The organism is Ruegeria sp. HKCCA4633 (assembly GCF_013034605.1).
In the GTDB taxonomy this organism is placed as follows: Bacteria; Pseudomonadota; Alphaproteobacteria; order Rhodobacterales; family Rhodobacteraceae; genus Ruegeria.
Map to the genome: position 1 here is coordinate 1,111,373 of NZ_WQGJ01000001.1, position 25,440 is coordinate 1,136,812.

Annotated in this window: 16 protein-coding genes, 1 tRNA gene and 1 pseudogene; 9 read left to right on the forward strand and 9 right to left on the reverse strand. The window is 54.3% G+C overall.

Going from position 1 to position 25,440, the window contains the following annotated elements:
- The first annotated feature begins 122 nt into the window (after positions 1-122).
- Positions 123-1,229 (forward strand): saccharopine dehydrogenase family protein, encoded by a 1,107-nt coding sequence (locus GOV85_RS05475; protein WP_171175769.1) that lies wholly within the window; start codon positions 123-125, stop codon positions 1,227-1,229.
- An 18-nt stretch (positions 1,230-1,247) separates the two neighbouring features.
- Positions 1,248-2,744, forward strand: a complete 1,497-nt coding sequence (locus tag GOV85_RS05480) for an aldehyde dehydrogenase family protein (protein WP_371732354.1) — start codon at positions 1,248-1,250, stop codon at positions 2,742-2,744.
- 96 nt (positions 2,745-2,840) lie between these two features.
- Here the strand turns inward: GOV85_RS05480 and GOV85_RS05485 are convergent, their stop codons facing one another.
- A complete protein-coding gene (locus tag GOV85_RS05485) occupies positions 2,841-3,746 on the reverse strand; it encodes a LysR substrate-binding domain-containing protein (RefSeq protein WP_209940322.1) in 906 nt (301 codons plus the stop codon).
- A 98-nt stretch (positions 3,747-3,844) separates the two neighbouring features.
- Between GOV85_RS05485 and GOV85_RS05490 the strand changes: the two genes are divergently transcribed.
- Genes GOV85_RS05490 through GOV85_RS05505 form a run of 4 tightly spaced genes read left to right on the forward strand, consistent with a single transcriptional unit; the run spans position 3,845 to position 9,454 of the window.
- Positions 3,845-5,017: a pyridoxal phosphate-dependent aminotransferase gene (locus GOV85_RS05490; RefSeq protein WP_245223342.1), complete on the forward strand. Its 1,173-nt coding sequence runs from the start codon at positions 3,845-3,847 to the stop codon at positions 5,015-5,017.
- Complete coding sequence (locus GOV85_RS05495) at positions 5,017-6,219, forward strand: acyl-CoA dehydrogenase (protein WP_171175778.1); 1,203 nt, start codon at positions 5,017-5,019, stop codon at positions 6,217-6,219. Before GOV85_RS05490 ends, GOV85_RS05495 begins: the two co-directional genes overlap by 1 nt.
- An 11-nt stretch (positions 6,220-6,230) precedes the next feature.
- Complete coding sequence (locus GOV85_RS05500) at positions 6,231-8,420, forward strand: alpha-ketoacid dehydrogenase subunit alpha/beta (RefSeq protein WP_171175780.1); 2,190 nt, start codon at positions 6,231-6,233, stop codon at positions 8,418-8,420.
- A complete protein-coding gene (locus GOV85_RS05505) occupies positions 8,417-9,454 on the forward strand; it encodes an ACP S-malonyltransferase (protein ID WP_171175782.1) in 1,038 nt (345 codons plus the stop codon). The genes GOV85_RS05500 and GOV85_RS05505 overlap by 4 nt, the downstream gene beginning before the upstream one ends.
- A 47-nt stretch (positions 9,455-9,501) precedes the next feature.
- Here GOV85_RS05505 and GOV85_RS05510 read toward each other — a convergent pair whose 3' ends face one another.
- Together GOV85_RS05510 and GOV85_RS05515 are read right to left on the reverse strand one after the other, a co-directional pair.
- On the reverse strand, positions 9,502-10,245 hold the full coding sequence (locus tag GOV85_RS05510; RefSeq protein WP_171175784.1) for a nucleoside 2-deoxyribosyltransferase: 744 nt from the start codon (positions 10,243-10,245) through the stop codon (positions 9,502-9,504).
- Positions 10,246-10,269: 24 nt separating this feature from the next.
- A complete protein-coding gene (locus GOV85_RS05515; protein ID WP_171175786.1) occupies positions 10,270-13,359 on the reverse strand; it encodes an AAA family ATPase in 3,090 nt (1,029 codons plus the stop codon).
- A 181-nt stretch (positions 13,360-13,540) separates the two neighbouring features.
- Here GOV85_RS05515 and GOV85_RS05520 point away from each other — a divergent pair, with 181 nt between their 5' ends.
- Positions 13,541-14,968 carry a metallophosphoesterase gene (locus tag GOV85_RS05520; protein WP_171175788.1) on the forward strand — a complete coding sequence of 476 codons (1,428 nt, stop codon included), beginning with the start codon at positions 13,541-13,543 and terminating at the stop codon, positions 14,966-14,968.
- Positions 14,969-15,681: 713 nt separating this feature from the next.
- Here GOV85_RS05520 and GOV85_RS05525 read toward each other — a convergent pair.
- The 4 genes and pseudogenes from GOV85_RS05525 to GOV85_RS05540 all read right to left on the reverse strand — a co-directional run bounded on the left by GOV85_RS05525 (position 15,682) and on the right by GOV85_RS05540 (position 21,613).
- Positions 15,682-16,617 (reverse strand): hypothetical protein, encoded by a 936-nt coding sequence (locus tag GOV85_RS05525; protein ID WP_171175790.1) that lies wholly within the window; start codon positions 16,615-16,617, stop codon positions 15,682-15,684.
- A 108-nt stretch (positions 16,618-16,725) separates the two neighbouring features.
- Entirely contained in the window at positions 16,726-19,872 is a 3,147-nt protein-coding gene (locus GOV85_RS05530) for an adenylate/guanylate cyclase domain-containing protein (protein ID WP_171175792.1), read from the reverse strand.
- Positions 19,873-20,145: 273 nt separating this feature from the next.
- Positions 20,146-20,489 (reverse strand): annotated as a pseudogene (locus tag GOV85_RS21495) (transposase); the annotation flags it as partial.
- Positions 20,490-20,788: 299 nt separating this feature from the next.
- Positions 20,789-21,613, reverse strand: a complete 825-nt coding sequence (locus GOV85_RS05540; protein ID WP_171175796.1) for an endonuclease/exonuclease/phosphatase family protein — start codon at positions 21,611-21,613, stop codon at positions 20,789-20,791.
- Between the two features lie 1,252 nt (positions 21,614-22,865).
- Between GOV85_RS05540 and GOV85_RS05545 the strand changes: the two genes are divergently transcribed.
- Both GOV85_RS05545 and GOV85_RS05550 read left to right on the forward strand, forming a co-directional pair.
- Positions 22,866-23,252: a thermonuclease family protein gene (locus tag GOV85_RS05545; RefSeq protein WP_171176265.1), complete on the forward strand. Its 387-nt coding sequence runs from the start codon at positions 22,866-22,868 to the stop codon at positions 23,250-23,252.
- 380 nt (positions 23,253-23,632) lie between these two features.
- A complete protein-coding gene (locus GOV85_RS05550; protein WP_171175798.1) occupies positions 23,633-24,115 on the forward strand; it encodes a hypothetical protein in 483 nt (160 codons plus the stop codon).
- Positions 24,116-24,140: 25 nt separating this feature from the next.
- On the opposite strand, the gene GOV85_RS05555 is transcribed toward GOV85_RS05550, so the two are convergent.
- Both GOV85_RS05555 and GOV85_RS05560 read right to left on the reverse strand, forming a co-directional pair.
- Entirely contained in the window at positions 24,141-25,304 is a 1,164-nt protein-coding gene (locus tag GOV85_RS05555; protein ID WP_171175800.1) for a DUF6538 domain-containing protein, read from the reverse strand.
- 61 nt (positions 25,305-25,365) lie between these two features.
- Positions 25,366-25,440: transfer RNA gene (locus GOV85_RS05560), tRNA-Phe, on the reverse strand.

The following is a 25,440-nucleotide window of genomic DNA, read 5'->3' on the forward strand; positions in this document are numbered from 1 at the left end:
TAACTCCGAATTATCCGTCATAACGACAGAATACCTGTACGTTTCGTCACATTTCACCCTGCCACCCGAACAGCCTTCGAACCATCGTTAAGTGAGGCATAAATTGGGAGGCTAAGACAGTAATGTCCTGGAATGTGTGTATCGTAGGCGCAGGCAAAATCGGGCAGATGATCGCGACCCTACTGAAAGCATCGCCAAATTACACCGTGTCTGTTGCGGATCACGACCTCAAATCACTGGCAGAAGTTGCAAAGCTTGGTGTGCCCACCAAGCAAGTCGACGCCAGCGACACACATAGTCTGGCCGCAAGTCTTAAGGGCTTTGATGCCGTAATCTCGGCGGCTCCCTTCTTTTTGACACCAAAGATTGCTGAGGCGGCTCAAAAGGCAGGCGCGCATTACTTTGATCTGACCGAGGATGTGGCCGCCACGAACGCTGTGCGCGCCTTGGCCGAGGGCAGCCAGACAGCATTCATGCCGCAATGCGGGTTGGCGCCGGGCTTTGTTGGTATCGCGGGCGCTTCTCTGGCCGCCGAATTTGACGAAATCGACAGCCTGCATATGCGGGTCGGTGCGCTGCCGCTCTATCCAACCAACGCGTTAAAATACAATCTGACCTGGTCAACTGACGGGCTGATCAACGAGTATTGCAACCCCTGCGATGCCATCGTGAACGGCCAACGGGTCAAAACCGCGCCGCTGGAAGACTACGAGGTTCTGGGGCATGACGGCGTGGAATACGAATGTTTCAACACTTCGGGCGGGCTGGGTACATTGCCCGAAACGCTTGAAGGCAAGGCGCGGTCAGTCTCGTATCGGTCGATCCGTTACCCGGGCCATTGTGACATTCTGAAACTGCTGCTGCATGATCTGGGCCTGGAACGTCGCCGCGATTTGCTGAAAGAGATTTTTGAATCCGCCCTGCCCCGTACAGATCAGGACGTTGTTCTGGTCTACTGCACAGCCAAGGGCATGATCGACGGCGCGCTGCGTGAAAAATCACTGATCAACAAAAGCTTTGCCCGTGACATCAGCGGCCAGACCTGGAGCGCTATTCAGGTCACGACAGCCGCAGGCGTTCTGGGCGTTGTCGACCTGATGCGCACGGGTGCGCTGCCTTCGAAAGGCTTTGTCCGGCAAGAGCAGGTGAAGCTGCCCGACTTCCTGAATACTGAATTTGGCGCGCTCTATCGCGCTGGTGATGCAACCCCTCAAAACAAAGCGGCCTGAGACATGAAAGACGTTGTAATGACTGCAGAAACCACACTTTCGAAACTGGACCTGACTGTGGCTGAATTGACCGGCGGCACCTTGCAGGTGACGTCTCCGATAGATGGTCGTGTATTGGCCGACGTGCATGAAACGCCCGCCGCTGAGATGAAATCGATCATCGCCCGGTCGCAAGCTGCGTTCAAAGCCTGGCGCGTGGTGCCCGCACCGCAGCGGGGCGAGTTGATCCGGCTGCTGGGTGAAGAACTGCGCGCTGCCAAAGACGATCTTGGCGCGCTTGTGAGCTGGGAAGCTGGTAAGATCACCTCCGAAGGTTTGGGCGAAGTGCAAGAGATGATCGACATCTGCGATTTTGCCGTTGGCCTGTCGCGGCAGCTTTACGGACTGACCATCGCATCCGAGCGTCCGGGGCACAGGATGATGGAAACCTGGCACCCTGCCGGGCCGGTAGGTGTGATCTCGGCCTTCAACTTTCCGGTTGCGGTCTGGTCGTGGAACGCGGCGCTGGCGATTGTCTGTGGCGATCCGGTGATCTGGAAACCGTCCGAGAAGACACCGCTGACTGCAATGGCGTGCCAGAAGATCTTTGAACGTGCTCTGGCCCGTTTTGGCGATGCCCCTGACGGTTTGTTGCAGACCGTGATCGGTGGCGCGGCTTTGGGCGAGGCTCTGGTTTCAAGCGAAGATGTACCCGTAATCTCGGCAACCGGTTCGACGCGTATGGGTCGTGCGGTGGCGCCCATCGTCGCGGCGCGCTTTGGCAAGTGCATTCTGGAACTGGGTGGTAACAACGCGATGATCGTTGGCCCCTCGGCAGATCTGGAAATGGCCGTGCGCGCCATTGTGTTTTCGGCAGTTGGCACCGCAGGTCAGCGCTGCACAACCTTACGCCGCCTGATCGTTCACAACTCGATCAAGGACGAATTGGTGGCCCGCCTAAAGAAAGCGTATTCTGGTTTGCCCATCGGCGACCCGATGGCCGAAGGCACGCTGGTTGGGCCTTTGGTGGATGAAGCCTCGGGCGCAGCCATGACAGCTGCGCTGAAGGCGGCAGAGGCCGAAGGTGGTAAGGTGTTCGGCGGCAACTGTGTGACCGAAGGTGTCCCCGGCGGTGTCTATATGGAACCTGCGATCGTCGAGATGCCCGGGCAGTCCGATACTGTGAAGACCGAAACATTTGCGCCTATCCTTTATGTCTTGGGCTATGAGGATTTCAACGAGGCCATCGAACTGCAAAACGATGTGCCGCAGGGGCTGTCTTCTTGCGTGTTCACCCTGAATATGCGCGAGGCCGAGCAGTTCCTGACCGCGGCCGGATCCGATTGCGGCATCGCCAACGTCAATATCGGGCCATCAGGGGCCGAAATCGGCGGGGCATTTGGCGGTGAAAAGGAAACCGGGGGCGGACGTGAAAGCGGTTCGGACGCGTGGAAAGCGTATATGCGCCGTCAAACGAATACCGTGAACTACTCAGCGGAACTGCCGCTTGCGCAGGGTGTAAAGTTCGACATCTAAGGCCCGCGCTGTTCGTAAAAGAGTAGCCTCTCAAGCAAACAAGAACTGGCCGCATCGGGTAGGAAGACCCCGGCGCGGCCATTTTGATCCATTCAGCTAGCCAGCTGATCGCCGGTGCTTTGACTGCTTTATCAACCAATCCGAAAAGACCTGAACAGCTTCGTTTTTTTGCCCGGTTGGGAAAGCCACGTAATACGCGCTGCCTGACACATTCGCGACCTGACCAATCTCGACTAGGGCTCCCGAGGCCAACTCGGCCTCGATCAGATAAGACGGCAGGATCGCAGCCCCCAACCCGGCAACGGCCCCCTCGATCAGCATCGAAAACTGATCAAAGCGCATCCCCGGAAACACAGCGCGCGCACCCAATCCCAGGCTGTCATGATAGTCTGACCATTGCTCGGACCGTGAGGTGAGATGCAATAGCGGCAGATCGAACACATCTTGTTTTTCGTCAAGCCCAGCGCTGCCCACCAGTGCAGGCGCAGCCGTGACCACCAGATGCTCCGGGAACAGCTTGCGCAGCGCGGCACCCGGCCAGTCATCATGGCCAAAGTGGATGGCAACGTCCACGCGCCGCTCTTCCAAACTAAACGGCGTCGTATAGGAGTGAAGGTCCAGTACGATCTCTGGATGTGACGCTTTGAAATCGGCCAGGCGGGGCACCAGCCATCGCGTCGCGAAGGTGGGCAACACTGCCATGGTTAAAAGGGTGGCGCCGTCCCCAGCGGCAATGGCACGGTTGATTGTACCGCTCAGTCGTTCAAGATCGCCGGCCAGTTCCTCGCGCAAAGCGCGCCCTGCTTTTGACAGCCGAACGGCCCGCCCAACGCGGCGAAACAGCGTAACACCTATTGCCGCCTCCAACTCGCGCACCTGACGACTGACCGCGCCCTGCGTAACGCCCAGTTCCTCTGCCGCCATGGTATAGCTTTCGTGACGCGCTGCGGCTTCAAAACTGCGCATCAGGGCAAGAGACGGAAGAGCGTTGATCCTGGGCATGACATCCATGAGCTTTAGTCACAGAAAAGATACCTATTGAGGTGTTTTTCTCAAGTAATTTAGGCATTAGTTTCATGCTGAATTTCAAAGGAAATGACATGTTGTTCCAACGTGCAGAGCGGCTAAACGGGATCGAACTCTCTGAGATCGTGCAGATTTCCGAGGCTGCTGCCCGTCTGCGTGCGGATGGCCGCGATATTGTGGCGCTGTCAACGGGTGAGCCGGACTTGCCCACGCCGCCACATGTGGTCGAGGCGGCCCACGCCGCGGCGCAAGACGGTAAGACAAAATACCCGCCGACAGCGGGTATTCCCGATCTGCGCACCGAGATCGCTCGTCAGGCAGGGGTCGAGATGGCGCAAGTCATCGTGTCGACCGGGGCAAAACAGGTGATCGCAAACGCAATGCTATCCAGCCTGAACCCCGGCGACGAGGTGATCATGCCCGCGCCCTATTGGAGCAGCTATTCCGATATTGTTCGCATGGCGGGAGGAACGCCGGTTGTCCTGCCTTGCCCGATGGAACAGGGCTTCAAGCTGCTGCCTGAACAGCTTGAGGCCGCGATCACACCGCGTACCCGCTGGCTGATGCTCAACACACCGTCGAACCCGTCCGGGGCCATCTACACGCAGGATGAGATCGCCGCCCTGGCCACCGTCTTGACGCAGCACCCGCATGTCTGGGTTCTGGCGGATGAGATTTATCAACACCTCAGCTTTGTTCCGTTCACCTCGGTAGCCGAAGCCGCACCAGAACTTACCGAACGTATGTTGGTCGTCAATGGCGTAGCCAAGGCCTGGTCCATGACCGGTTGGCGCATCGGTTGGGGTATTGGACCCGCCGATCTGATCAAGGCGATGGTGACGGTGCAGGGTCAGGTGACCTCGGGCGCGTGTTCGATTTCACAATGGGCCTCTTTGGCGGCTATCACTTGTGATCCGAAGTTGCTGGAAGAACGCCGCGACCTGTTCGCCCAACGCCGTGATCTTGTGGTTGCCGGGCTGAACGCGGTTCCTGGGCTGCGTTGTGACGCGCCTGATGGGGCCTTTTATGCCTTCCCCTCATGCGCGGAATTGCTTGCAGATCACGGCGGACCCTTCAAGAATGATGCGGACTTTTGCGGCTGGGTGCTGGAAGAAGCCGGTGTCGCCCTTGTCCCCGGTCGTGCTTTTGGCTTGCCCGGACATTTCCGCCTGAGCTTCGCTTACGCCCAAGATACAATAGCAGCTGGCCTTGAACGCCTTAAATCGGCTGTAGAAAGGAAACTCTGATGAAACCACAATCCCGTCCGCAGCTTGGCCCCTTCACATGGGAAGACCCGTTCCTGCTGGAAGATCAACTTGCCGAAGTCGAACGTATGGTACGCGACGCTGCGCGCGCCTATGCGCAGGACAAACTGCTGCCACGCGTGACCGAAGCCTTTGCCAAAGAAGAAACCGACCCTGGCATATTCCGGGAAATGGGTGAGATGGGCCTACTGGGGACCACCATCCCCGAAGAATTCGGCGGCATCGGGTCCAGCTATGTGACTTATGGCCTTGTGGCGCGTGAAGTTGAGCGTGTCGACAGCGGTTACCGCTCGATGATGTCGGTCCAGTCCAGCTTGGTGATGTATCCGATCTATGCCTACGGCACCGACGAACAACGCCAGAAATACCTGCCGAAACTGGCCAGCGGCGAGTTCATTGGGTGTTTTGGCCTGACCGAACCAGACGCAGGTTCGGACCCTGGCGGGATGAAGACCGTCGCCAAAAAAACCGAAGGCGGGTATGTGCTGAATGGTTCGAAAATGTGGATCTCGAACGCACCGATCGCGGATGTGTTTGTGGTCTGGGCCAAGTCCGAGGCACATGACGGCAAGATCAAAGGCTTTGTTCTGGACAAGGGTATGGCCGGGCTGTCCGCGCCCAAGATCGAAGGCAAGCTGTCGCTGCGCGCCTCGATCACTGGTGAGATCGTGATGAACAATGTTGAGGTCGCAGAAGACGCACTGTTGCCCAATGTCGAAGGCCTCAAAGGTCCGTTCGGCTGTCTGAACCGCGCGCGGTATGGGATTGCCTGGGGCACCATGGGTGCGGCCGAAGCCTGCTGGCACGCCGCCCATCAATACGGGATGGATCGCAAGCAATTCGGGCGACCTTTGGCGCAAACCCAGTTGTTTCAATTGAAACTTGCCAACATGCAGACCGAGATTGCCCTTGGCCTGCAGGCCGCCCTTCGCGTGGGTCGCCTGATGGACGAAGCCCGCGCCGCGCCCGAAATGATCAGCCTGATCAAGCGCAACAATTGCGGTAAAGCACTTGAGATCGCGCGCCACGCCCGTGACATGCATGGCGGCAACGGTATCAGTCAGGATTTTCACGTTATCCGGCACATGGTGAATCTGGAAACGGTGAACACCTATGAAGGCACACACGACGTACACGCGCTGATTTTGGGGCGCGCGCAAACGGGCCTGCAAGCCTTCGCCTAAGGACATTCGATATGGATCGCGCAGCCATTGTGCACGAAAACTTCCTGCGTCGCGTGGCGGCGCGGGATTTCCCCGCAGGTGACGCCCCTGCTGGTCCCTTGACCCAGACCGAGGCCGTTGGGCTGTATCGCGCACAATGCCTCAGCCGAGCGCTGGATCGGCAAAGCCGCGCGATGCAAAAAGCCGGTCAGGGCTTTTACACCATCGGCTCTTCCGGGCACGAAGGTATGGCGGCTGTTGCCGCCGCGCTGCGCCCGACCGATCCCGCCTTTCTGCACTATCGCGATGCTGCCTTTCAGATCGCCCGCTCTGATCAGGTGCCAGGGCAAAGCCCAACCTGGGATATTCTACTGTCTTTTGCTTCGTCTTCTGAAGACCCGATCAGCGGTGGGCGGCATAAAGTATTGGGGTCCAAGGCACTGTGCATTCCGCCGCAGACCTCAACCATTGCCAGCCACCTACCCAAAGCGGTGGGCGCGGCATATGCCATTGGCGCGGCTCGCCGCCAACGCCCGGAACATGCTGACATGCCGGATGATGCGATTGTCTATTGTTCCTTTGGCGATGCCTCGGCCAACCATTCAACCTCGCAAGGGGCGTTCAACACCGCGCAATGGACGTCTTACCAATCTGTGCCTCTGCCATTGCTGTTTTGCTGTGAAGACAATGGTATTGGTATTTCGACCAAAACACCGCAGGGTTGGATCGCAGCGACCTTCCAAAATCGGCCGGGGCTGAAATACTTCAGCTGCAACGGGCTTGATCTGTTCGACACATTCCGAGTCGCGCAAGAGGCGGCCGACTACGTGCGCCGCCGCCGCAAACCCGCCTTCCTGCATGTACGCACGGTGCGCCTTTACGGTCATGCCGGGGCGGACATGCCGACAACCTATCTGCCGAAGTCGGAAGTCGAGGCAGAAGAGGCCAACGATCCCCTGCTGCATTCTGCCCGACTGCTGGAACAATCCGGGGCTATGCCGACCGAGGACGCCTTGGACATTTACACCGACACCTGCGCACGTGTCGCCCGTGTCGCAGACAAAGCCGTAACCCGCCCGCGCTTGAAAACAGCAAGTGACGTGATGGCCAGCCTGATCCCACCTGCGCGCCCCTGTGCACCGACCAATGGCCCAAGCCCAGAGCACAGAGCCGAAATCTTCGGCAGCGATCTAAAGGCGCAATCCGAGCCTCAGATCATGTCGCGCCTGATCAATTGGACCCTAACCGACCTGATGCTCGAACACGATGAGATCGTGATGATGGGCGAAGACGTCGGACGCAAAGGCGGCGTCTATGGTGTGACGCAAAAATTGCAGGCGCGCTTTGGCCCTGATCGGATGATCGACACTTTGCTGGACGAACAATCGATCCTGGGTCTGGCCATCGGCATGGCACAAAATGGCTTTGTTCCGATGCCGGAAATCCAATTCCTAGCCTATCTGCACAATGCCGAAGACCAACTGCGTGGCGAGGCGGCCACCCTTTCCTTCTTCTCGAACGGGCAATACACCAACCCGATTGTCGTGCGCATCGCCGGGCTGGGATACCAGAAGGGCTTTGGTGGGCATTTCCATAATGACAACTCAGTCGCCGTTTTGCGCGACATTCCGGGCCTGATCCTGGCCTGCCCGTCAAATGGTGCAGATGCCGCGCGGATGCTGCGGGAATGTGTCCGGCTGGCGCGCGAAGAACAACGGCTAGTCGTGTTCCTTGAGCCCATCGCGCTTTATCCGGTGCGCGATCTGCATGAAACGGGCGATGGTGGCTGGATGCAAACCTATCCCGACCCGTCCGAACGCATCGGGTTTGGAGAAGTCGGCGTGAACGGAGACGGGGGTGATCTGGCCATCGTGACCTTTGGCAATGGCGTCTATCTCAGCCACCAAGCGCAAAAGGCGTTGCAGGCGGATGGCATCAAAACCCGGATCGTTGACCTGCGTTGGCTGTCACCCTTACCAAAGGATGCGCTGACCCAAGCGGTAGCCGGGGCCAAACGTATCCTGATCGTTGACGAAACCCGACACCACGGCGGTGTGGCCGAGGGCCTGATGGCGCATTTTCATGAAACCGCTAATGTGCCATTGGCCCGCATCACGGCCGAAGACAGCTTCATCGCAACCGGCCCGGCCTATGCCGCCACAATGCCGTCAAAGGACAGCATCGAGGCTGCAGCGCGGCACCTGATGGAGACCGAGGTATGAGCCAAGAAAAACAGACCGCCGTTGTCATATGCCCCGGTCGGGGCACGTATAACAAACCCGAACTGGGGGTGTTGGGGCGGCAATTCTCGGACAAGGCTTTGTTGGCGCGGTTCGACCAGATGCGCAGCGCACAGGGACAGGAAACTCTGACTGAGCTGGACGGTGCAGCGCGGTATTCAGTTGCGAAACATACGCGCGGCGATAACGCCTCGGCCCTGATCTATGCTGCGACGCTGGGCGATTTCCGTGCCATTGACCGCAACAAGATCGACGTGGTTGCGGTGACGGGTAACTCGATGGGTTGGTATTCGGCCCTGGCCTGCGCGGGTGCGTTGACTGCCGAAGGTGGGTTCGAGGTCGTCAACACAATGGGCACGCTGATGCAGGACAACATGATTGGCGGGCAACTGGTTTATCCATTTCTGAACGCGGATTGGCACCCGGATCCAGCCCGCAAGGCCGAGTTGATGGCTCTGATCGACCAGATCGACGGCACGAGCGCAACGCTGACTCTGTCGATTGATCTGGGAGGAATGTTGGTGCTGGCCGGGGATGAGGCCGGGCTAGCCGCGTTCGAACAAGCCGTACCGGTGGTGCAGGAGCGTTTCCCTTTGGGCCTGGCCAATCACGCGGGCTTTCATTCGCACCTTCAAGCCCCCGTCGCCGCACAGGGTCGCGCGCGACTGGGTGTAGATCTTTTCCAACAACCCGGTCTTCCAATGATCGACGGGCGTGGCCATATCTGGTGGCCCGGAGCTTGTGACACGCACGCGCTGTGGGACTACACATTGGGTCATCAGGTCACGGAAACCTACGACTTTACCCATGCGATTGCGCAGGCCGCTCGAGAGTTCGCGCCGGATCTGTTCATCGTCACCGGCCCCGGCACCACGTTGGGCGGGGCTGTGGCGCAATCCCTAATCCTCAGCAATTGGGACGGGCTGGGTGACAAGGCCGCCTTCCAAAGCGCGCAACGCACCGCACCATTTCTGGTTTCAATGGGGATGGATGATCAAAGAGCACAAGTCACCTAGCCTTGCGCTCTCTTTTGGTTTCTGTCTTTGGCTAGCGGGACATACCGCTACAGGTTGACGAGTTTGTGCTGACCGTCAGACCCCAGAAAGCTTGTTTGGCCGGACCCAAACGCCGCCTGAAAGGCTTTGTCCGTCTTGGCCCATTCCAGCAGCGCCTTGGCCTCTTTCAGCGCGTCAGGTCCTGTTGGCGCAGCAGAGATGGCCGCCAGGATTTGTCGCAGTTTTGAGTTTTTGTCCGCGACGCTTGCCCCGACCTCAAGCACAAGGCCAACTACCGGAGGCGGGGTATATACATAGTCCGCATCGGATTGCGCCGCAATACGGGCTTGCAAGGCCGGAACGATATCGATCGTGTCATGAACATAGGTCCAACTGGTGGACAGCCCCTCGATCATGGGATTGTCGGTCCCGGCCAGCATTGTGATCGGTGTGGTTTTGTAGATCACGATCGGTTTGCCGGCCGCATAGGCAATAGAGGATTCAACCAGACTGCCCCCGTCAGGCACACGCCCATCCATGTTGAAAACCAAACATGTACACCGACCGATCAACTGATAGATATCCAGCGAATAAGTGACTTTGCGCACGATCGAGAGCGCGATTTGCCCTTCTTGCGATGAAATCTGGGGATCAAGAAGCAAAGCCATCAGCTTGCCGACTTCAAGCCCGTCTCGCTGCGGTAGATAGGTTGTGAACCCCCCAGCCTCAAGCACGGCGGCAATGTTCTGCTGCTCCCAAAGATCCCCGACGCTGAACATCGGCCCCGAGCAATAAACGATCTGTTCTGACATTTGAAAAAGCTCCACAAATAAACTTCAGGTATTAACGGCAGTAAGAACGCGGGATGCCCTTTGCGCATCCGGAGTGTCTGTTCCGGGCTCGAGTGTCTTGAGAACAGTCGCCAACCGATTTCGGGTGGTCCGATCCTCGGTTCCAAGTACGTCATCCAGCGTTAGCAAAGCCCGTAATTCCAACGAGCGGGCATTGTTGCCGCGTGCCAGGTCCACAGCTTCGGACAGGCTTTCGACCGCTGCGGTGCGGTCACCCATCGTTGCCTGCACCACACCCAACAGACGTTTCAGTTCAGCGTCCCAGAAATGCTGACCCAACATCGCCGACATCTGGCTGCCTGTTTGCAACACGCCCAGCGCAATCTCGGGGTTGCCTTGATCCGTATGCGCGCTGGCCATAATGGCAAAGCCCAGACCCACAGCAGACTGACTGCCGCTGCCGGACAGGATGCCAAGCCCCGCTTCGATGTCTTGCAGGCGTTGTGCAGGCGGATCAACCTTTTGACCCGCGCGCAGTAGCAGGCATAACCCTTGCCAAAACGGTATCCCAAGATTGGCGCAGAACATAACTGTTTCGTCCGCGACCTCATAAGCCAACGCCTCATCCCCTCGGTAATGATGAATGAGCGCCAGATAAGAGCGTGCGGCGGCAAGGCTGAGGGCGGATTCAAGCCCTTCGGCAAGGGCAACCCCCTGACATGCCCGTCTGAGACCGGTTTGCGCCGCCCCTAACCACCAATGCGAGGCCGCAGCAGCCCCATAGGCCACAACACCCTGATCGGTACCGACACCGTAGGTCACATTTGCAAAATCTTCGGGTTGATATAGCGAGACCGCCGTTTCCGCATGGTCCAGCGCGTCTTGTACATCACCGATCTGAAACTTCGCATTTGCGAGTGAAGAATGGGCCCGAAGCAACCCAATGCGATGATTGGCAGGTTCTGACCACGACAATATCTGAAGCGCAAAGTCACAGGCTTTGCCGCAGTCGCCCTTCCCAATCCAATAGGCGGCCAACCCATTCAGTGCCGAGGACCGCTCATCATAGTCCTTTAGCGTTTCTGCTATGCTCAGCGCACGTTCCCATACCGGAACGATTTCATCTGATCCAAACCCGCGCACTCCCATCAAAGCGTTACCCAGCAATATCTGTAGCGACAGCTCAGAAACGTGGCGCTCGGGCGATTCCGGTGCGCCTTCCAACGCTTCTAGCGCGCGCCTGTACAGCGTTGCGGCGTCCTCGACCGCAGCCTGTTTTGCTGCGCTTCGACCTGCTTTTTTGAACCACTCCGCAGCTGGGTTGAACTGCTCGGACTCAAGCAAATGGTAGGCCACCACAGACGGAGCCATGCCTCCTTGCCGGCTGAACTGGGTCGTCAACTGATCTGCCGTTACTGCATGAAGCGCCTTGCGACGCTGACGCAGCAAAGTGCCATAAGCTCCATCGCGGGTCAGGGCGTGGCGGAAGAAATAGCTGTCTGGTTGACCTTCATGCCGCCGGATAAGATCAGCCTCCAGTAGCTGGTCAAGCGCCGCATCCAATCCATCGGCGTCGAGTTCAGAGACCGCTGCCAGAAGCGTCCGATCAAACACCTGCCCCAGAACAGAAGCCACCTGAGCGGTACCTTTCGCGTTGCCCGACAGACGGTCAAGCTGTTGCATGACCAGACCATCAAGTGATGTTGGTATGAGGGAATGACGCCCGGCCTCATCACGCAGCGCTTGTCGCGTCAGTTCTTCCAGAAACAACGGCACACCCTGCGCCCGATCAATCAGTTGCTGTATGTCTTCGGCGCTGAGGCGCTGAGCGTCATCGATCACGCGAATGAGCTCATGCGCCTCAGTGTCTTCCAGCGTCGCCAGTTCGATAACGCGGCCAAGCAGTTTCTTTGCCACCCCGTCTTTGGCATGTCGCGAAGTGACGACGCACAGGACCTTCGCAGGCGTTTCCCTCTCCAACATCAAGTTCAGCAAGTCTATCGTCGTCGCATCGCTCCAATGCAGATCTTCGCAAACCAAAACAACAGGGCGCTGATTGGAGAGAAACTCGATCCAGCGCACCAAGGTTTCCAACGTAAGCTTGCGCAGACTTTCCGGGCTCTCGTTCGCCAGCTCTGAGGATTCCGGCACATGGATACCTAGAAGGTTGGCAATGACGGGAAACGCATTGTCCGGCCTATCGTCCCAAGCTGCCAAACCGTCTTGCAACCGGGACGCGGCGTCCTCAGTTTCCTGTGGATCTGCAATCCCCAGACTTTTCAAAGCCAATTCGATGAACGGATGCAGGGCCGCGCCGGTCTGCAATACATCACACCTGGCCTCAAGCCAGGTATGCGGCGTTTCATTAAGACCGGCCTGAAACCTGTCGATCAACGAACTTTTTCCCAATCCGGGCTCAGCAACGATGCTCACACTGGACCTAGAGCCATTTAGAACCGCCCCAAATTCTGAGGTTAGCGCGGACAGCTCCTCACTTCGACCCACCAGAGCATTCATTTGCCGCACCGCAGATCGCTTTGCCGCCGCGGATCGGCGCAATTGATGAAGAACTACTTTGTCTGCAATCCCCTTCAGCTGAACCGGTGGCTGGGGTCGTGAAGCGAACTTTCCTTTCAGCAATTGCAGTGCGGATTCACTGGTGAAGATCGTGCCCGGCGATGCTGCTGATTGAATACGCGCAGCAACATTCACGGTCTCACCCAATAGAATGTCACCCAGACCTTCGCTACTTTGACCGACGACCACTGGCCCGGCATGGATACCGACACGCGCTTGCAGCGGCGCCTTAAGCCGGGACTGACCGACTTGGCCCAACCCCTCCAGCATCTCAAAAGCCGCGCGCACGGCCCGTTCTGCGTCATTTTCCTGCGCTTGTGGGTACCCGAAATAAACAAGAAGCCCATCACCCAGATAATGCGCGATTTTTCCACCGAATTTTTCGAATGCCGCACTTCCGAACTTTTGAAACGCCAACATAAGATCGGCGAAATCTTCGGAATCCATCTTGGTGCTTAGCTCGGTAGAGCCCACAACATCGACAAAAGCAAGAACAAGCCGCCGCCTCTCACCGCTGAGTCCAGAGTCTTTATGAGTACCAGCGGAGGTCTTTGCCATAAGGTCACCTGCGCGCAAAAATGAAAAAACAGTCTAGTTAAAAGCAAGCTATTGTTCAAACAAACACGCAAAGGTGTCACTAGGTCAAGTTTTGTGATACCTCTCAGAAATAGTCAGCCCTCGTGTTCAAGACGAGCACGAGGCAACAAAACGTTATTAAAACATATATATTGGGTGGATTATGGGCGACATCAGATATGTCTGTCTTTCGGATATGCATTTCGGGGCGGATAACAGTATTTTAACCCGTCTGGACGCAACCAACGGGCTAGTAGACCCGATGCACCCAAGCGATGTTCTGATCCACCTGGCGAACTGCCTGAGGCACCTGATCAACGAAAACTCACGCGACCGACTGCCAACGCTTATTCTGAATGGCGACATTCTTGATCTGGCCTTCAGCACCGAAAATGTCGCTGCAATGGCGTTTCGGCACTTTCTTGAACTGACCATGCCGGAAGACCCGGCCGCCCGGCTTTTCGACCCCGAGATTGTGTTCATTCCCGGCAATCACGACCATCACCTGTGGGAAACCTGTCGAGAACGCCAATATGCAGAGTCTTTGAGTTCCGCCGATTGGAGCAATCCCCTGCCCCGCCCACCGCACATCACTCCGATGCGCGACCCGCAAGGGGTGCCAAGCTATTTCGTGAATGCAATCACACACAGCCTTCCCTGGCTTTCAGAAACCCGGATCAAAACCGTTTATCCAAACTTCGCCATCACGTCCGGGAACAGGCTGATCGTGGTCAGCCATGGGCACTTCATCGAAGACGCCTATCTGATGGTCAGTGAGTTCGCAGATCTTCTGTACCCAAAGACTACTCCGCCCGAGACGATGGAGGCATGGGAGGCGCAGAACTTTGCCTGGATCGATTTCGTCTGGTCGGTTCTGGGCCGATCTGGGCACATCGGGGTCGACGAAGAAAACGTCTATAATACTGAAAACAGCCCCAAAGCGATTGGATCACTGCTGGGCAGTGCTGCCCGAAATCTAGTTCTGAAAAAGGGCGGCGCGACCGGGAAGACACTTGCCAATGGCGTCGGCGAAATGGTCAGCGCGCTGGTCACCGACAATTTTGAACGTGGGCAGACCGATACCCTACTCAGCGACGACGGAGCAGGCGTCAAACGGTTCATGCAGATCCCTGTTCAAGAGCAAATAAAATCAGAGTTCGGCCCGAGCGTTCCTTCACAAGTTTCTCTTGTATTTGGCCACACGCACAAACCTTTTGAATCGGTCATGCCGTTGGAACATTTTTTTGTGCCAAATTTCGCCGCCTACAACAGCGGCGGCTGGGTTGTCGACAGCCCCGAAGTCAAACCGCTTATCGGAGGCGCAATCGTATTGATTGACGAGGACGCCAATCTCGCCTCGTTGCGCATGTATAACGAGGGCCACGACACATCGGACTATCGCGTCTCGGTCCAAATCGCCGAGAACCAGGACGAAGCGGATAACCCGCTATTTGCGCAACTGTCCAAATCCGTTGACTCCCAGAAATGGCCCTGGTCGGATTTCTCCAAGGCCGCAGCCGTAGCTGTAAAACAGCACAACGCGCGCTTAGCCGATTTCCTTAAAGGCAAAGACAGTACAGGACAGGGTTAATGGGCCTAAGATCAATTGAGCATCACGAAGCCGTGCAGCCCAAGGTCGAAATGACCATCTAGAAAGCACTTAAAAGTTCAGCCAAAAAAGGTACCGGGGCGGAAACGAACCACCGCCACGAGGATTTTCGATCAAGTTTCATACTTGATTTTAAGAAGTTACAAAAAACTGCGTCACGTTGTGTAGAGCTTATGGAAACTGGGTTTCAAGAGAAAGTGGTGCGCCGATCACACTTCTGCGGTGCAGCTCCAGGGCATGAGGCGGCTGATATTGACCCGTTTCAAGTCGGACAGTGATTGGTTGAGCTAGGAGTGCGGATTCTCGATAAGTGGCAGATAATTTGGTAACGAGCCCCGGTTGGCTTCGCGTGGGCTGGGTTGGCGCTTGATCAGGCAGACGTTTGCTTTGTCCTCGACATGGATCGCGATCTACGCCGTCTCGATACCTTCCGGCGCCAGTCCACACTTATTGAGGCAAATCTTTTCAGACCTGCACCCGAACTGCTTGTAGTCTGCGACCCGCTTCTCTGGCTGAACGATGCGCGCCGCTGTCCGGATGATGATGATCCCATCATCCTACTGGTCAGTCCGAGACCGAGCCAGCAGAACAACAGAAATAGCCTCGCCCGCTCAAGAATTGATCCTGACGAAGCAAGCACTATTTGCGGCGGGAGCCTGCAAAGGGATGCTCGTCCGCCGCAGAATGTTGCCGACTTATTTTGTGTTCACGATTGGTGGATTTTTGCAGCGTCCTAAACAGTAATGAACGCCAGCAGCGGCTCCGGGTTGTAGTGTCGGTGGTGGGGTTGTGGGAAACAGCATGTCAACACACGCGTCAGGGTCCACCTTAAAGTACGCAGCGATGCGCGGTGGCATTCCCGCAGTAGCGCTGGTGTACATCTTCCATGCTGGGTTGCTATTTTTGCTTTTAGCATTCGCCTCCCAGTAGTTTACAACGCGAATGTTTCGCCCATTTGCATACAACTTATAATTCAAGTTTTGATTGTCCGGCGAAGCTTTGATTTTCAAACCCGTTGCATTAGCCGCGGCCGGAAAAATGTTGTTGGGATCGTTGTTGTTTCTTTTTTCGACGCGAGCGCTTGATGCTTCAACGTGGAAATACTGATAACGGAACTTATTGTTTTTGTTCTTAGCTTTGGGGATTTCGGTTACCATTAGAACGCAAAGTCGTAAGTTGCCATTCTCGTAATGGTAGCCCTGCAAAGCCGGGTCATGAGCGCATTTTTCTAGGATTTGGCCTTTAACAAAGACCTCCGTTTTCCCGTTTGCTTTCCTGCCCGCTTCTGCAACTCGAACCAAAGATTGACCTGTAATTCCCGACAAACTTCCAAACTTCTTGGTGTCATTCTTTAGTCTTTGAATACAAGCGTTCAATGAACCATTTCTTTCGCACTGATCCGGCGCAAGTACATGCAATACATTTACGAACTCTTGCTCATCCAGATCTGCTATTTTTTTTGGAGGATCGTTACGGTTACCGTTAGATCCTCCAGCTACAAATTTTAGATCTGGGATGCTTTGTACATTAAAGATTTCTCCTGTTTCCGAGTTAATTGGCCCTTGTGTACAGCCAGTCAGAACAAAACCCATGGATGTCGCCAATACTGTCCCCAACAAGTACTTTCGCATAATCGCCTCCAGACAAAACAGTAAGTTATATACATACCACAAAGTGCTTCAAAAACTCAGTGATTTTGCAAAAATGAATCTTGGTACTATCATAAGCCGTAATTTGGGTCAGCTATTCGATCCTGGCGAACCGAATTGAATTTCGACTTCTCTAACGATTTTGTCCGTCAGAAGATCGTGAAATCTTATCGGGGAATCCTCTAAGAGTTTCTTTGCTTTAGCGATCTGACTGGCAGCCTCTTCTACTTCGCCTTTGCAAAGGCATGCTGAGGCAAGCAATGTGTGAGAAAATGCTACGATCTGACCCGACCCGGTAGCTTTGTATCTCTCTAGACCCGACCGTATCCTTTCGATGCCGCCATCTGCGCTTCCGCATTTTGCTTCTGCCCAACCAAGAATGATGCTTGACCACGCTTCCCAATACTGGAACTCGATCTTTTCGCTCGTTCGATGTGCTTCGGAGGCAAATTCACGGGATCGCTCGGGGTCGTTTACAGTACAATAGATCGTTGCGATGATGCTAAGTGCATAACATCTGGTAAACTCGCTTGTTTGCGCGTTAGTGAGTGCAATCGCGGCCTCAAGCTCATCTTGAATTGCTTCGAGCTTCAATTCCTTCAGCGCGATGGCCCAACACCGCATCACGGTGTCAACGACGGCTGAGTTTGCCGGATAGTAACGGTGCAGATCCTCGGGGTCTGATTGTTTGTGAAATTTCAAGGCGAGATCAAAATGAGAAATCGCTCGGTCAAATTCACCCAACAGAACAAGCGCCATCCCCTTATAATGGTGACAAAGGGTATGCATAGCCGATGACGTTTCGGTTTCTATGACAAGCGCCATGCGTTCACAATGCTCGAACGCGACGTCTGGCCGTCCGGCAATGAGATTGTCCCCTGCGAGTTGATTGAGGTTAGTGAAAACGGCCTCTTTATCTCCGACCTTCTCTTTGAGTTGGATCAAACGGTCGAGGTTCACGCCAATATCAGGAGATCCCCAACCACGCATTTCGAGCGCCAAATATAGGTTCTGTCGCAGTTCGATTTCAATCTCATCCGACCCAGCATCCCAGTCCAGACTATTATGCGCTTCAAGAGCAGCTGAAAGGTGCGCGACTGCTTCTTGGCTAGCGAATTTCTGCAAACTTACTTGAGCTGCCAGCTTCCACTGATCCCGAGCTGCCGCATGGTTTTCGGCTTCTTTAAAATGAAGGGCAAGGATCTCCGGGTTGCGATCGCAGTAATTGGGGAAATCCCGCGTCATTACGTTTGCAATACGATGGTGTAGTTGCTTGGCCTTCTGAGGTAGTATGGCATCGTAAGCAGTGTCGCGTATTAGCGCGTGTCGAAACGAGAAACTATCTTCTCCCCTGCCTGATTTCATGACCAGTATCTGCGCACGAACAAGCGTGTTAAGTTCTTGTTCTATTTCAGAAACATCTCGACCAGCCATTGCCGCCACTAGTTGCAACGAGAAACTTCGCCCCAATGCAGCGCAAACTGAAATTGTGTCAGGTGCCACCTTGAGGTGATCAAGCCGGGCACGAAACAAATCTTTCAAAGTCGTTGGAAATTCTGAATCGTCGTTTAGCGGAGCGTCTTTTACACCGTCCAAACCAACACGCTGAAACATGTTAACCAGTTCTTCGATGAACAGGGGAACACCTTCTGATCGCTTTGCGATGGTCGCTTCAACGGTACGACGTATATCGCTTGAATTTAGTAGCACCTCCACAAGATGGCGCGTCTCATTGTTACTCAATCGTGACAATGAAAGAGTAGTGACCTTGGAATTGCCATGCCAACGCGGAACATACTCAGGTCGATAAGTGCCGAGTACCATCACGCGTAATTCGTCCAATCGGTCGATCAAATTGCTCAGCAGTTCTTCTGATGATGGGTCCACCCAATGCAGATCCTCAAAAAGGATAAGGACAGGGCTTTGCTCGGCCATCTTCTCAACATATCGCAGCAAAGCGTTCGTTATTCTAGATTTGGTTCCTTCGGGCGACGAAAAATCAATTTTTCCAACGCCTTCGATCGACAGAAGCTCTGAAAGCGGTGCAAGAAACTCCTTCGTGTATTGCTCGCCTGAAGCCACAAATGATTGTAGTTTCCTCAGTTTCGTTTCCTGAGTGTCCCCATCTTCAAGGCCGATAACATAATCAAGGTGTGACTTGACCGGATAAAACGGGCTGTTTTGATGGTAAGGCGAACATTGAAACACTAGGCGTCGCCCATTCGCTAAAGCCAAGTGTTTAAGAGTTTCTTCCGCAAGTCGTGATTTTCCTATTCCGGCTTCTCCGGAAAGAAAGACCGCCTGTCCTTCGCGCTGGCAGGACATCACCCAACGACCGCGTATTAGGTCTAGTTCCGACTTGCGCCCAATCAGAGGTGTCAGATCGCCACGTTTGCGCTTGTCAAAGCGGAGTTCGGTGTTTTTGGCTCCTTCAACCAGCCAAACTTTAACGGGATCAACGAACCCCTTCAATTGGTGATTACCAATCGCCTTGCATTTGAAATTGCTTCCCAACAGTTGCTGCGTGCGTTCAGAAATCGCAATTTGTCCAGGTGTCGCGACTGTCTGAAGTCGAGCAGCCAAGTTGGGAATATCTCCCAACGCGATGTTGTCCATGGATTGACTGGTATGATCCAGGTCTGCGACAACTACGTCACCCGTAGCGATACCGATACGTGCCGATAACTTCTGCGGTACCTTCATATCCCAAAGTCGAATTTTCTCCATTATCTGCAAGGCACTTAACGCGGCTCGCTCAGCATCATCTTCCTTTGCGTTTGGAAAACCAAAATATGAAACTATCCCGTCACCAACAAGTTGGGCAAAAAACCCAAAGTTGTCATGAATGGCCTCGGTGCTACACTGCTGGAACTCCTTTAAAATATCTCGGTAAGCCTCAACACCAAGCTCCTGCACTAGACCGGTCGAATTCACTAGGTCGACAAACATTATTGTCATCTGACGCAGTTCACCAATCAGCCTTTCAGAGGTGGTCGACCCCTCGTGGATGCTTCTGACAGCTGGTTCTTGGGCATGAATTGACGCAACGGTCGAGTTTTCCCCCAACAATTGTGCGGCTCGTATTAGGCGTTTTCTGTCGCCTAAGGGGATATTGAGACGGGCTAGGTCTTCGTCAGTCAATAAGGCAACAACATCGAGGTCAACAGTGTTTTCCTCAAAAGTTGCGAAGTATCTTTCCATTTTTACGGAGGCCAACCAGGCTTTTAGATCACTCACAGCCTATCCCCCAACCAACAGCACATCGAAAAGAAGGTATTGAATGTGTAGATATTAACGCGTCGCAAAATTCTGCATCAAGCCGACGGACTTGTCAAAACGATCAATATTAACTCTTTGAGGATTGACCTTCCATTTGATCGTCAAACGGCCGAATGGAAACGAACTGAGCTACGAGGTATTTGTTCACTTCGGCAATAGCATTTAGAGACCAGATGTTGTTTTACACGACCCCTTGAGCAACCCGGTCTGACTGCTCCAATTTGATTATTCTTATATGATTGGCCTCAGCTCCACCCAGATGAAGGTTTCGGGCGCTGGCGGGCGATAGCCCAGTGCACTTCGCGGTCTCATCGTATTGTAGTGTTTCCTCCGCTGTTCGATCAGAATTTGAGCCTCGCGCAAGCTGTAGACTTCTCACCGTTGAGAAGTTCGTCCCTCATTCTACCGTTGAAGTTTTCGCAATATCCGCTTTTCCAGTGTTAACTTGGCGCGATTTAGGCGATCTTCGCGGTATCAGAGGCGATAGGGTTCCGAACGGCTTGTACAAAGAATTCAGACCCTTTATCCGACCGGGTAAAGGCAGGGGTACCACGCAAGATGAATAGATCGGTAAGCCGACGTTGAGCGAGATGTTTAGATGTTGCGGCCACAACCCGATTTGCCGACATTCACCTCCAGAGTAAAATCTGGCGCGCGTGAATTCTCTAATCAAGAGACACTGCCGCTATCTGAGCAAAATGGTCGAATGACTATATCAAGCTCAGTGCATCAAGATCAAACGGCTCCGTTAGGTCGTTTTATTGGGGCGCTCAAGGCACAAAAAGCTAAGCTTAGACGAACAGAATAGACCCAGACCAGACTGTAGTAATGGATTAGCCCGATCTGGTAGCGTGGCAAGCTGTGCCAATTTGAGTTAAACCTTCTGAACTTCCAGATATAGCATTGCGTGATCCGAGAATTTCTTCACCCAAGCCTTCCTCTGCGCCTTGTTAGATTTGTCATTCCAGCCGCTTACCTTTACATCTGCGCCGCCGAATGATTTGAATTTTAGATGATCCATCGCCACGACATGGTCCAGATCACTTGGACCATAACGCTCGCTCCAATAGGTTGCGCCTTCGCTTTTTGTCAGCAATTGCATGTTCCTGCGCTTGGCAGCGGCGGCAAGCTCCTTTATCTCCCTCTCTCCGCTGATGTCCTTGTCTGAACCAAAATACTCCATGCCCATTGTATTCAGATCCCCCAAAAAAATGTAATTCGGGGTCTTTCCACCCGCCGCCTTCTTCAGGACGTTTCGGAAATCAAATGCCTTGTCGATCATGTAATTCCGAATGCCAAACCCACGCGGATCGGGCATTGACTTCACATGGAGGAAGAGAATTGGATAGGCCTCGCCATCTATCGTCGGTGTAACCAGCAATCCGGGGCGTAGGCTTGTTTGTCCGGCCTGAAACTCGTTCTTCTGTGTAACGAACGCAGGAAGAGTTTTCCGGATTCCGACCAAAATCTCCTGCATCTGCTCACCTTCGGTTATGAAGAAGAAATGGTTGGGCATCAAGTTCATCAAGTATTGGGCCACGATGCTGCTGCGCACCTCGATGATCGCCACAATGTCTGGATTGACTGCCGCAATCTCATCAATGATTGGTTGAATTGGTTTCTTTGGTGTTTTCTTCTTTTTGTCGGTTGCCCCGAAATGCTCGACGTTCCAGGTCAAAACAGAAAAAGCCTTTGCCATGAAAGTGCTCCTTATACCAATGGTGAAACTATAATACCAATGGTGAAACTATAATACCAATAGTGAAACCATAGCCTGGACGAGGTAGCAAAGATAGAGAGACCCCAACACAGAGCACGCACTGCATTGCATTGGCAATTTAATTCATTCGGCTATTCTCGCCTCCAAGAGCCAACGGCCCGTAAGGGCCGTTGCACAGTTGGTATTGACGCTAAGGCGCGACCCATCAAAAGCCGCAGTTCGCTGAAATCGCTCGATACTGGCTGTGAAGAAGGGCCGCCGTGCGGACAAAGCCGCCTAGTGCGAATTGACAACCTTTGCGTAGTTTCTCGCATAACTTGAACTTCGTCCGAAGCCGAATTGTTACTGCCTACGTCGCGAGCGTTTTTGTCCACGAAATCAATCTCGATGTCCTTGCCGAACGCATATGCGAACTCTGCGATTGAACGGGCAGTTAAGTTAGCGTGACCACCCTGAAACCTATAAGCGAGCTTCCACGTCTTTGAACCGTTTGGAGAAATCTCCAAGAAAAGTCCTTTTTCGTCAGACTTACGGTACCGCTTTTTTGTAGGCTGGAATGTTTCAATGATTTCAGTTGTTAAGGGCATTTGTTGCTCATCCTTTCTCAGATTGAGAATCTTCAATTGAGCAACGAATGGGCAACAATTTAATCCACTCGCTGCGGTTGGTTCGAGTGGGCAACAAATCAAAAAACCCAGATAACCTTGTGATTAGGTTAGAATTTAAATTCTTGGGTAAGTGATATGGTGCCCGGGGGCGGAAGTTCTACTCCCGTTACAGGCACCGTCACCGGTGATCACCTCAGTGAAACAAGGGGTATCAGCAGGGGTGAATCCGCGTCAATAGGCACGTTTTGTCCTACGATTTGTCCTACGGCCCACTTGGCTCCCTCTCGGTGTCCTTCAGTGACTCCCTGAAGCCCGGTGCGGTTCCCGGGGGCGTACCCATATCGACCACCGGAAAGACTCTGCGTGAGTCTCTGCGCGTCTCTAAGCATCCCCCCTGTGTTCTGCTTGGGAATGGCGCCGATAGCACCCCAGGAGGGGGGAAGACGGTACGAGGTCACGTAAAGATTCACCCAGAGATTTTTGAGGTGAAAACGAAGGGGGGTGCTGGAGTAACATCGTGCTTGTTCACTGCGCTTCATAGTACAATAACGTGGCTCGCAGTTGCGGCTTGCAACTCAAGTAATTGACTAACACGCAACACCGAGGAATTTGTCTTGTTCAAGATGGTAACAATTGCTGTGGCTCTTTTCGCCACGACCGCCGCTGCTGGTGGCCTCCAAGTACGCGACGCAGATACGATAGTTGTCGATGGCACTCCTGTTCGCCTGAACGGAGTGGATGCGCCGGAACTTGGCACTCGTTCTGGTCAGGACGCGAAACGCTGGATGGTGAACTTCCTCCGAGGCAAGAACATCGAGTGCGAACTTAACGGAGAGCGCTCTTATGATCGTTGGGTTGGTGTTTGCTTTGCCGACGGTGAAGACATCGGCGCTGCCGTAATCGCTGCAGGGCATGCTCTGGATTGCGCAAGATACTCGGGTGGCCGATACAGGCAGTTGGAGACCCCGGCAGCTAAGTCTCGGTTAAGTCGGGCCGGGTACTGTAGGTAGTCGATGCCCTTTATGAGGGAGGGGTGCAAACGCGCAGAGACTCACGCAGAGTCTTTCCGGTGGTCGATATGGGTACGCCCCCGGGAACCGCACCGGGCTTCAGGGAGTCACTGAAGGACACCGAGAGGGAGCCAAGTGGGCCGTAGGACAAATCGTAGGACAAAACGTGCCTATTGACGCGGATTCACCCCTGCTGATACCCCTTGTTTCACTGAGGTGATCACCGGTGACGGTGCCTGTAACGGGAGTAGAACTTCCGCCCCCGGGCACCACTCCTAAAGTCAACCTATTGATTAACCTCGGTTTCTTGAAGAAGCTGCGAGATCGTAGGACATGGCGGCGAAAAATCTGATTCAAACACTCTTAGAAGTCCCAAATACATGACGAACGACGAACGAACGACCGCGATTGGTTTATTCAACTACGCGCACTCCTATTGGGCTTCGGCCTCTGTTCTTCAAGGCTCAAATCTAGACGCCACACACCCCGACGCTCCGGTGAATTACCTCTATTTTCACGCTATCGAACTTTTCTTAAAGGCATACCTACGGTCAAAGGGCTTGAGCGTTGCCGACATCAAGAACGTTGGGCACAAAATGGAGCGCTTGGCCGAGAAGGCCACAGAGCTTGGGCTGGAACTGACGGATCAAGATCAAGAAGTGATAGCACTTATTGGACCAAACTACTTACCCGCTCGATACATCGTTGTAGGAGCGTTCACCAGAGCACGACCGGAGGCGCTCTGGGGAACTTGCTCATGCTTATTCGACAGTATTGGCGAGGAGTTACGGCGCCAGGGTAAGGCCAAACGGCTACCGATTAGGCCCAATCACCCATCTGAAGCAGTCGGCGAAAAAGGTTGATCGGTGAAGATCACATGTTTGATGATCAAACGATCTTATCCATCCAGCGGTGCAATACTTCGAGCGGGTAGCCTTTACCGTATGATTGGCCTGTACCGCCAGTTTGCCAACCACCTACCTGATCAACGATATCAGACGGACACTCGACCGCTCGCAGTCTATCCCGCATCGAATGTCGAAAGCTGTGCATCGTGCACTGCTTCGGTACCAACGGTTTGAGCCATTTATTCAAAGCCGCGCTCGCCGAATTAGCGTTCGTCAAACGGGAACCGTTGTAACGTGGGAAAGCATACAGGTCATCTGTACCAACGCTATGAATGCGTTTTGCCGCCCATAAAGCCATTCCGACTAGTGGAATCTCACGCTTGCTGCCCGGGGTCTTGAGCCGTCTCCAAGGGTGTTCTTGCACGATCAACTTTTGACTTGGGCCGTCAACTACTAGGTCATTAAGCGTTAGACCTGCAGCCTCTGCGAGCCTGAGGCCACTGTCAGACACGAGTGCAACAAGCCATCTGAGTTCGTCGTCAAGTCGTAGGCATTCAGCCTGTACTGCTCGGATCGTATCGTTTGGCAGAGGTTGTCGCTCCTGCACCCCAGCTTGGCGGTCGAAATAAACTCCCCCAAAAGGGTTCACAGTTGAGATGCCCATTTCACTCGCCACAAAGTTGGTGACAGATCTAACTGTCCCAAAAATGCGTGTTACACTGCTGCCCGACAATCCGCGTTCGAGCAAGGCATCGCGAAGAGCGTTAGCATCTTTCTTAGTGTAGGCGCAGAGGTCTTTGTCGCCAGCTATGTCTATCAGGTAGCCGCAGGCCCGTTCGGCGGCTCTGGTAAACGTAATGGGTCGGTCGACACCTCTAAGTCGAAGATAAACTCCCACAGCCTCTGAGAGTGTCACAGTCTCCACTGACGTGCGCTGATCATTGCAGACTACATCATAGGAGAATCGAAGCTTGTCCTTTCCTGGTAATTGTACGTTGCTAACCCGGAGATGATACCAGTATTCATCTAGCTGGCTCGCCGCCCTGCTCGCCCTGGCATTTGCTACATGAGCTGACCGAGTTCGCAGCGAGTAAGTAATCTTTCTGGTAGAATAGTACTTCTGAAGGTCAATAGGGACCCTTCTTTCAAAGTAGTAGATACCGTTCTTCGTGAACGTGAAGGGTGTCGATTTGTCATACGCCATGTCCTACGATCTCGCAGCTTCTTCAAGAAACCGAGGTTAATCAATAGGTTGACTTTAGGAGTGGTGCCCGGGGGCGGAATCGAACCACCGACACGAGGATTTTCAATCCACTGCTCTACCCCTGAGCTACCCGGGC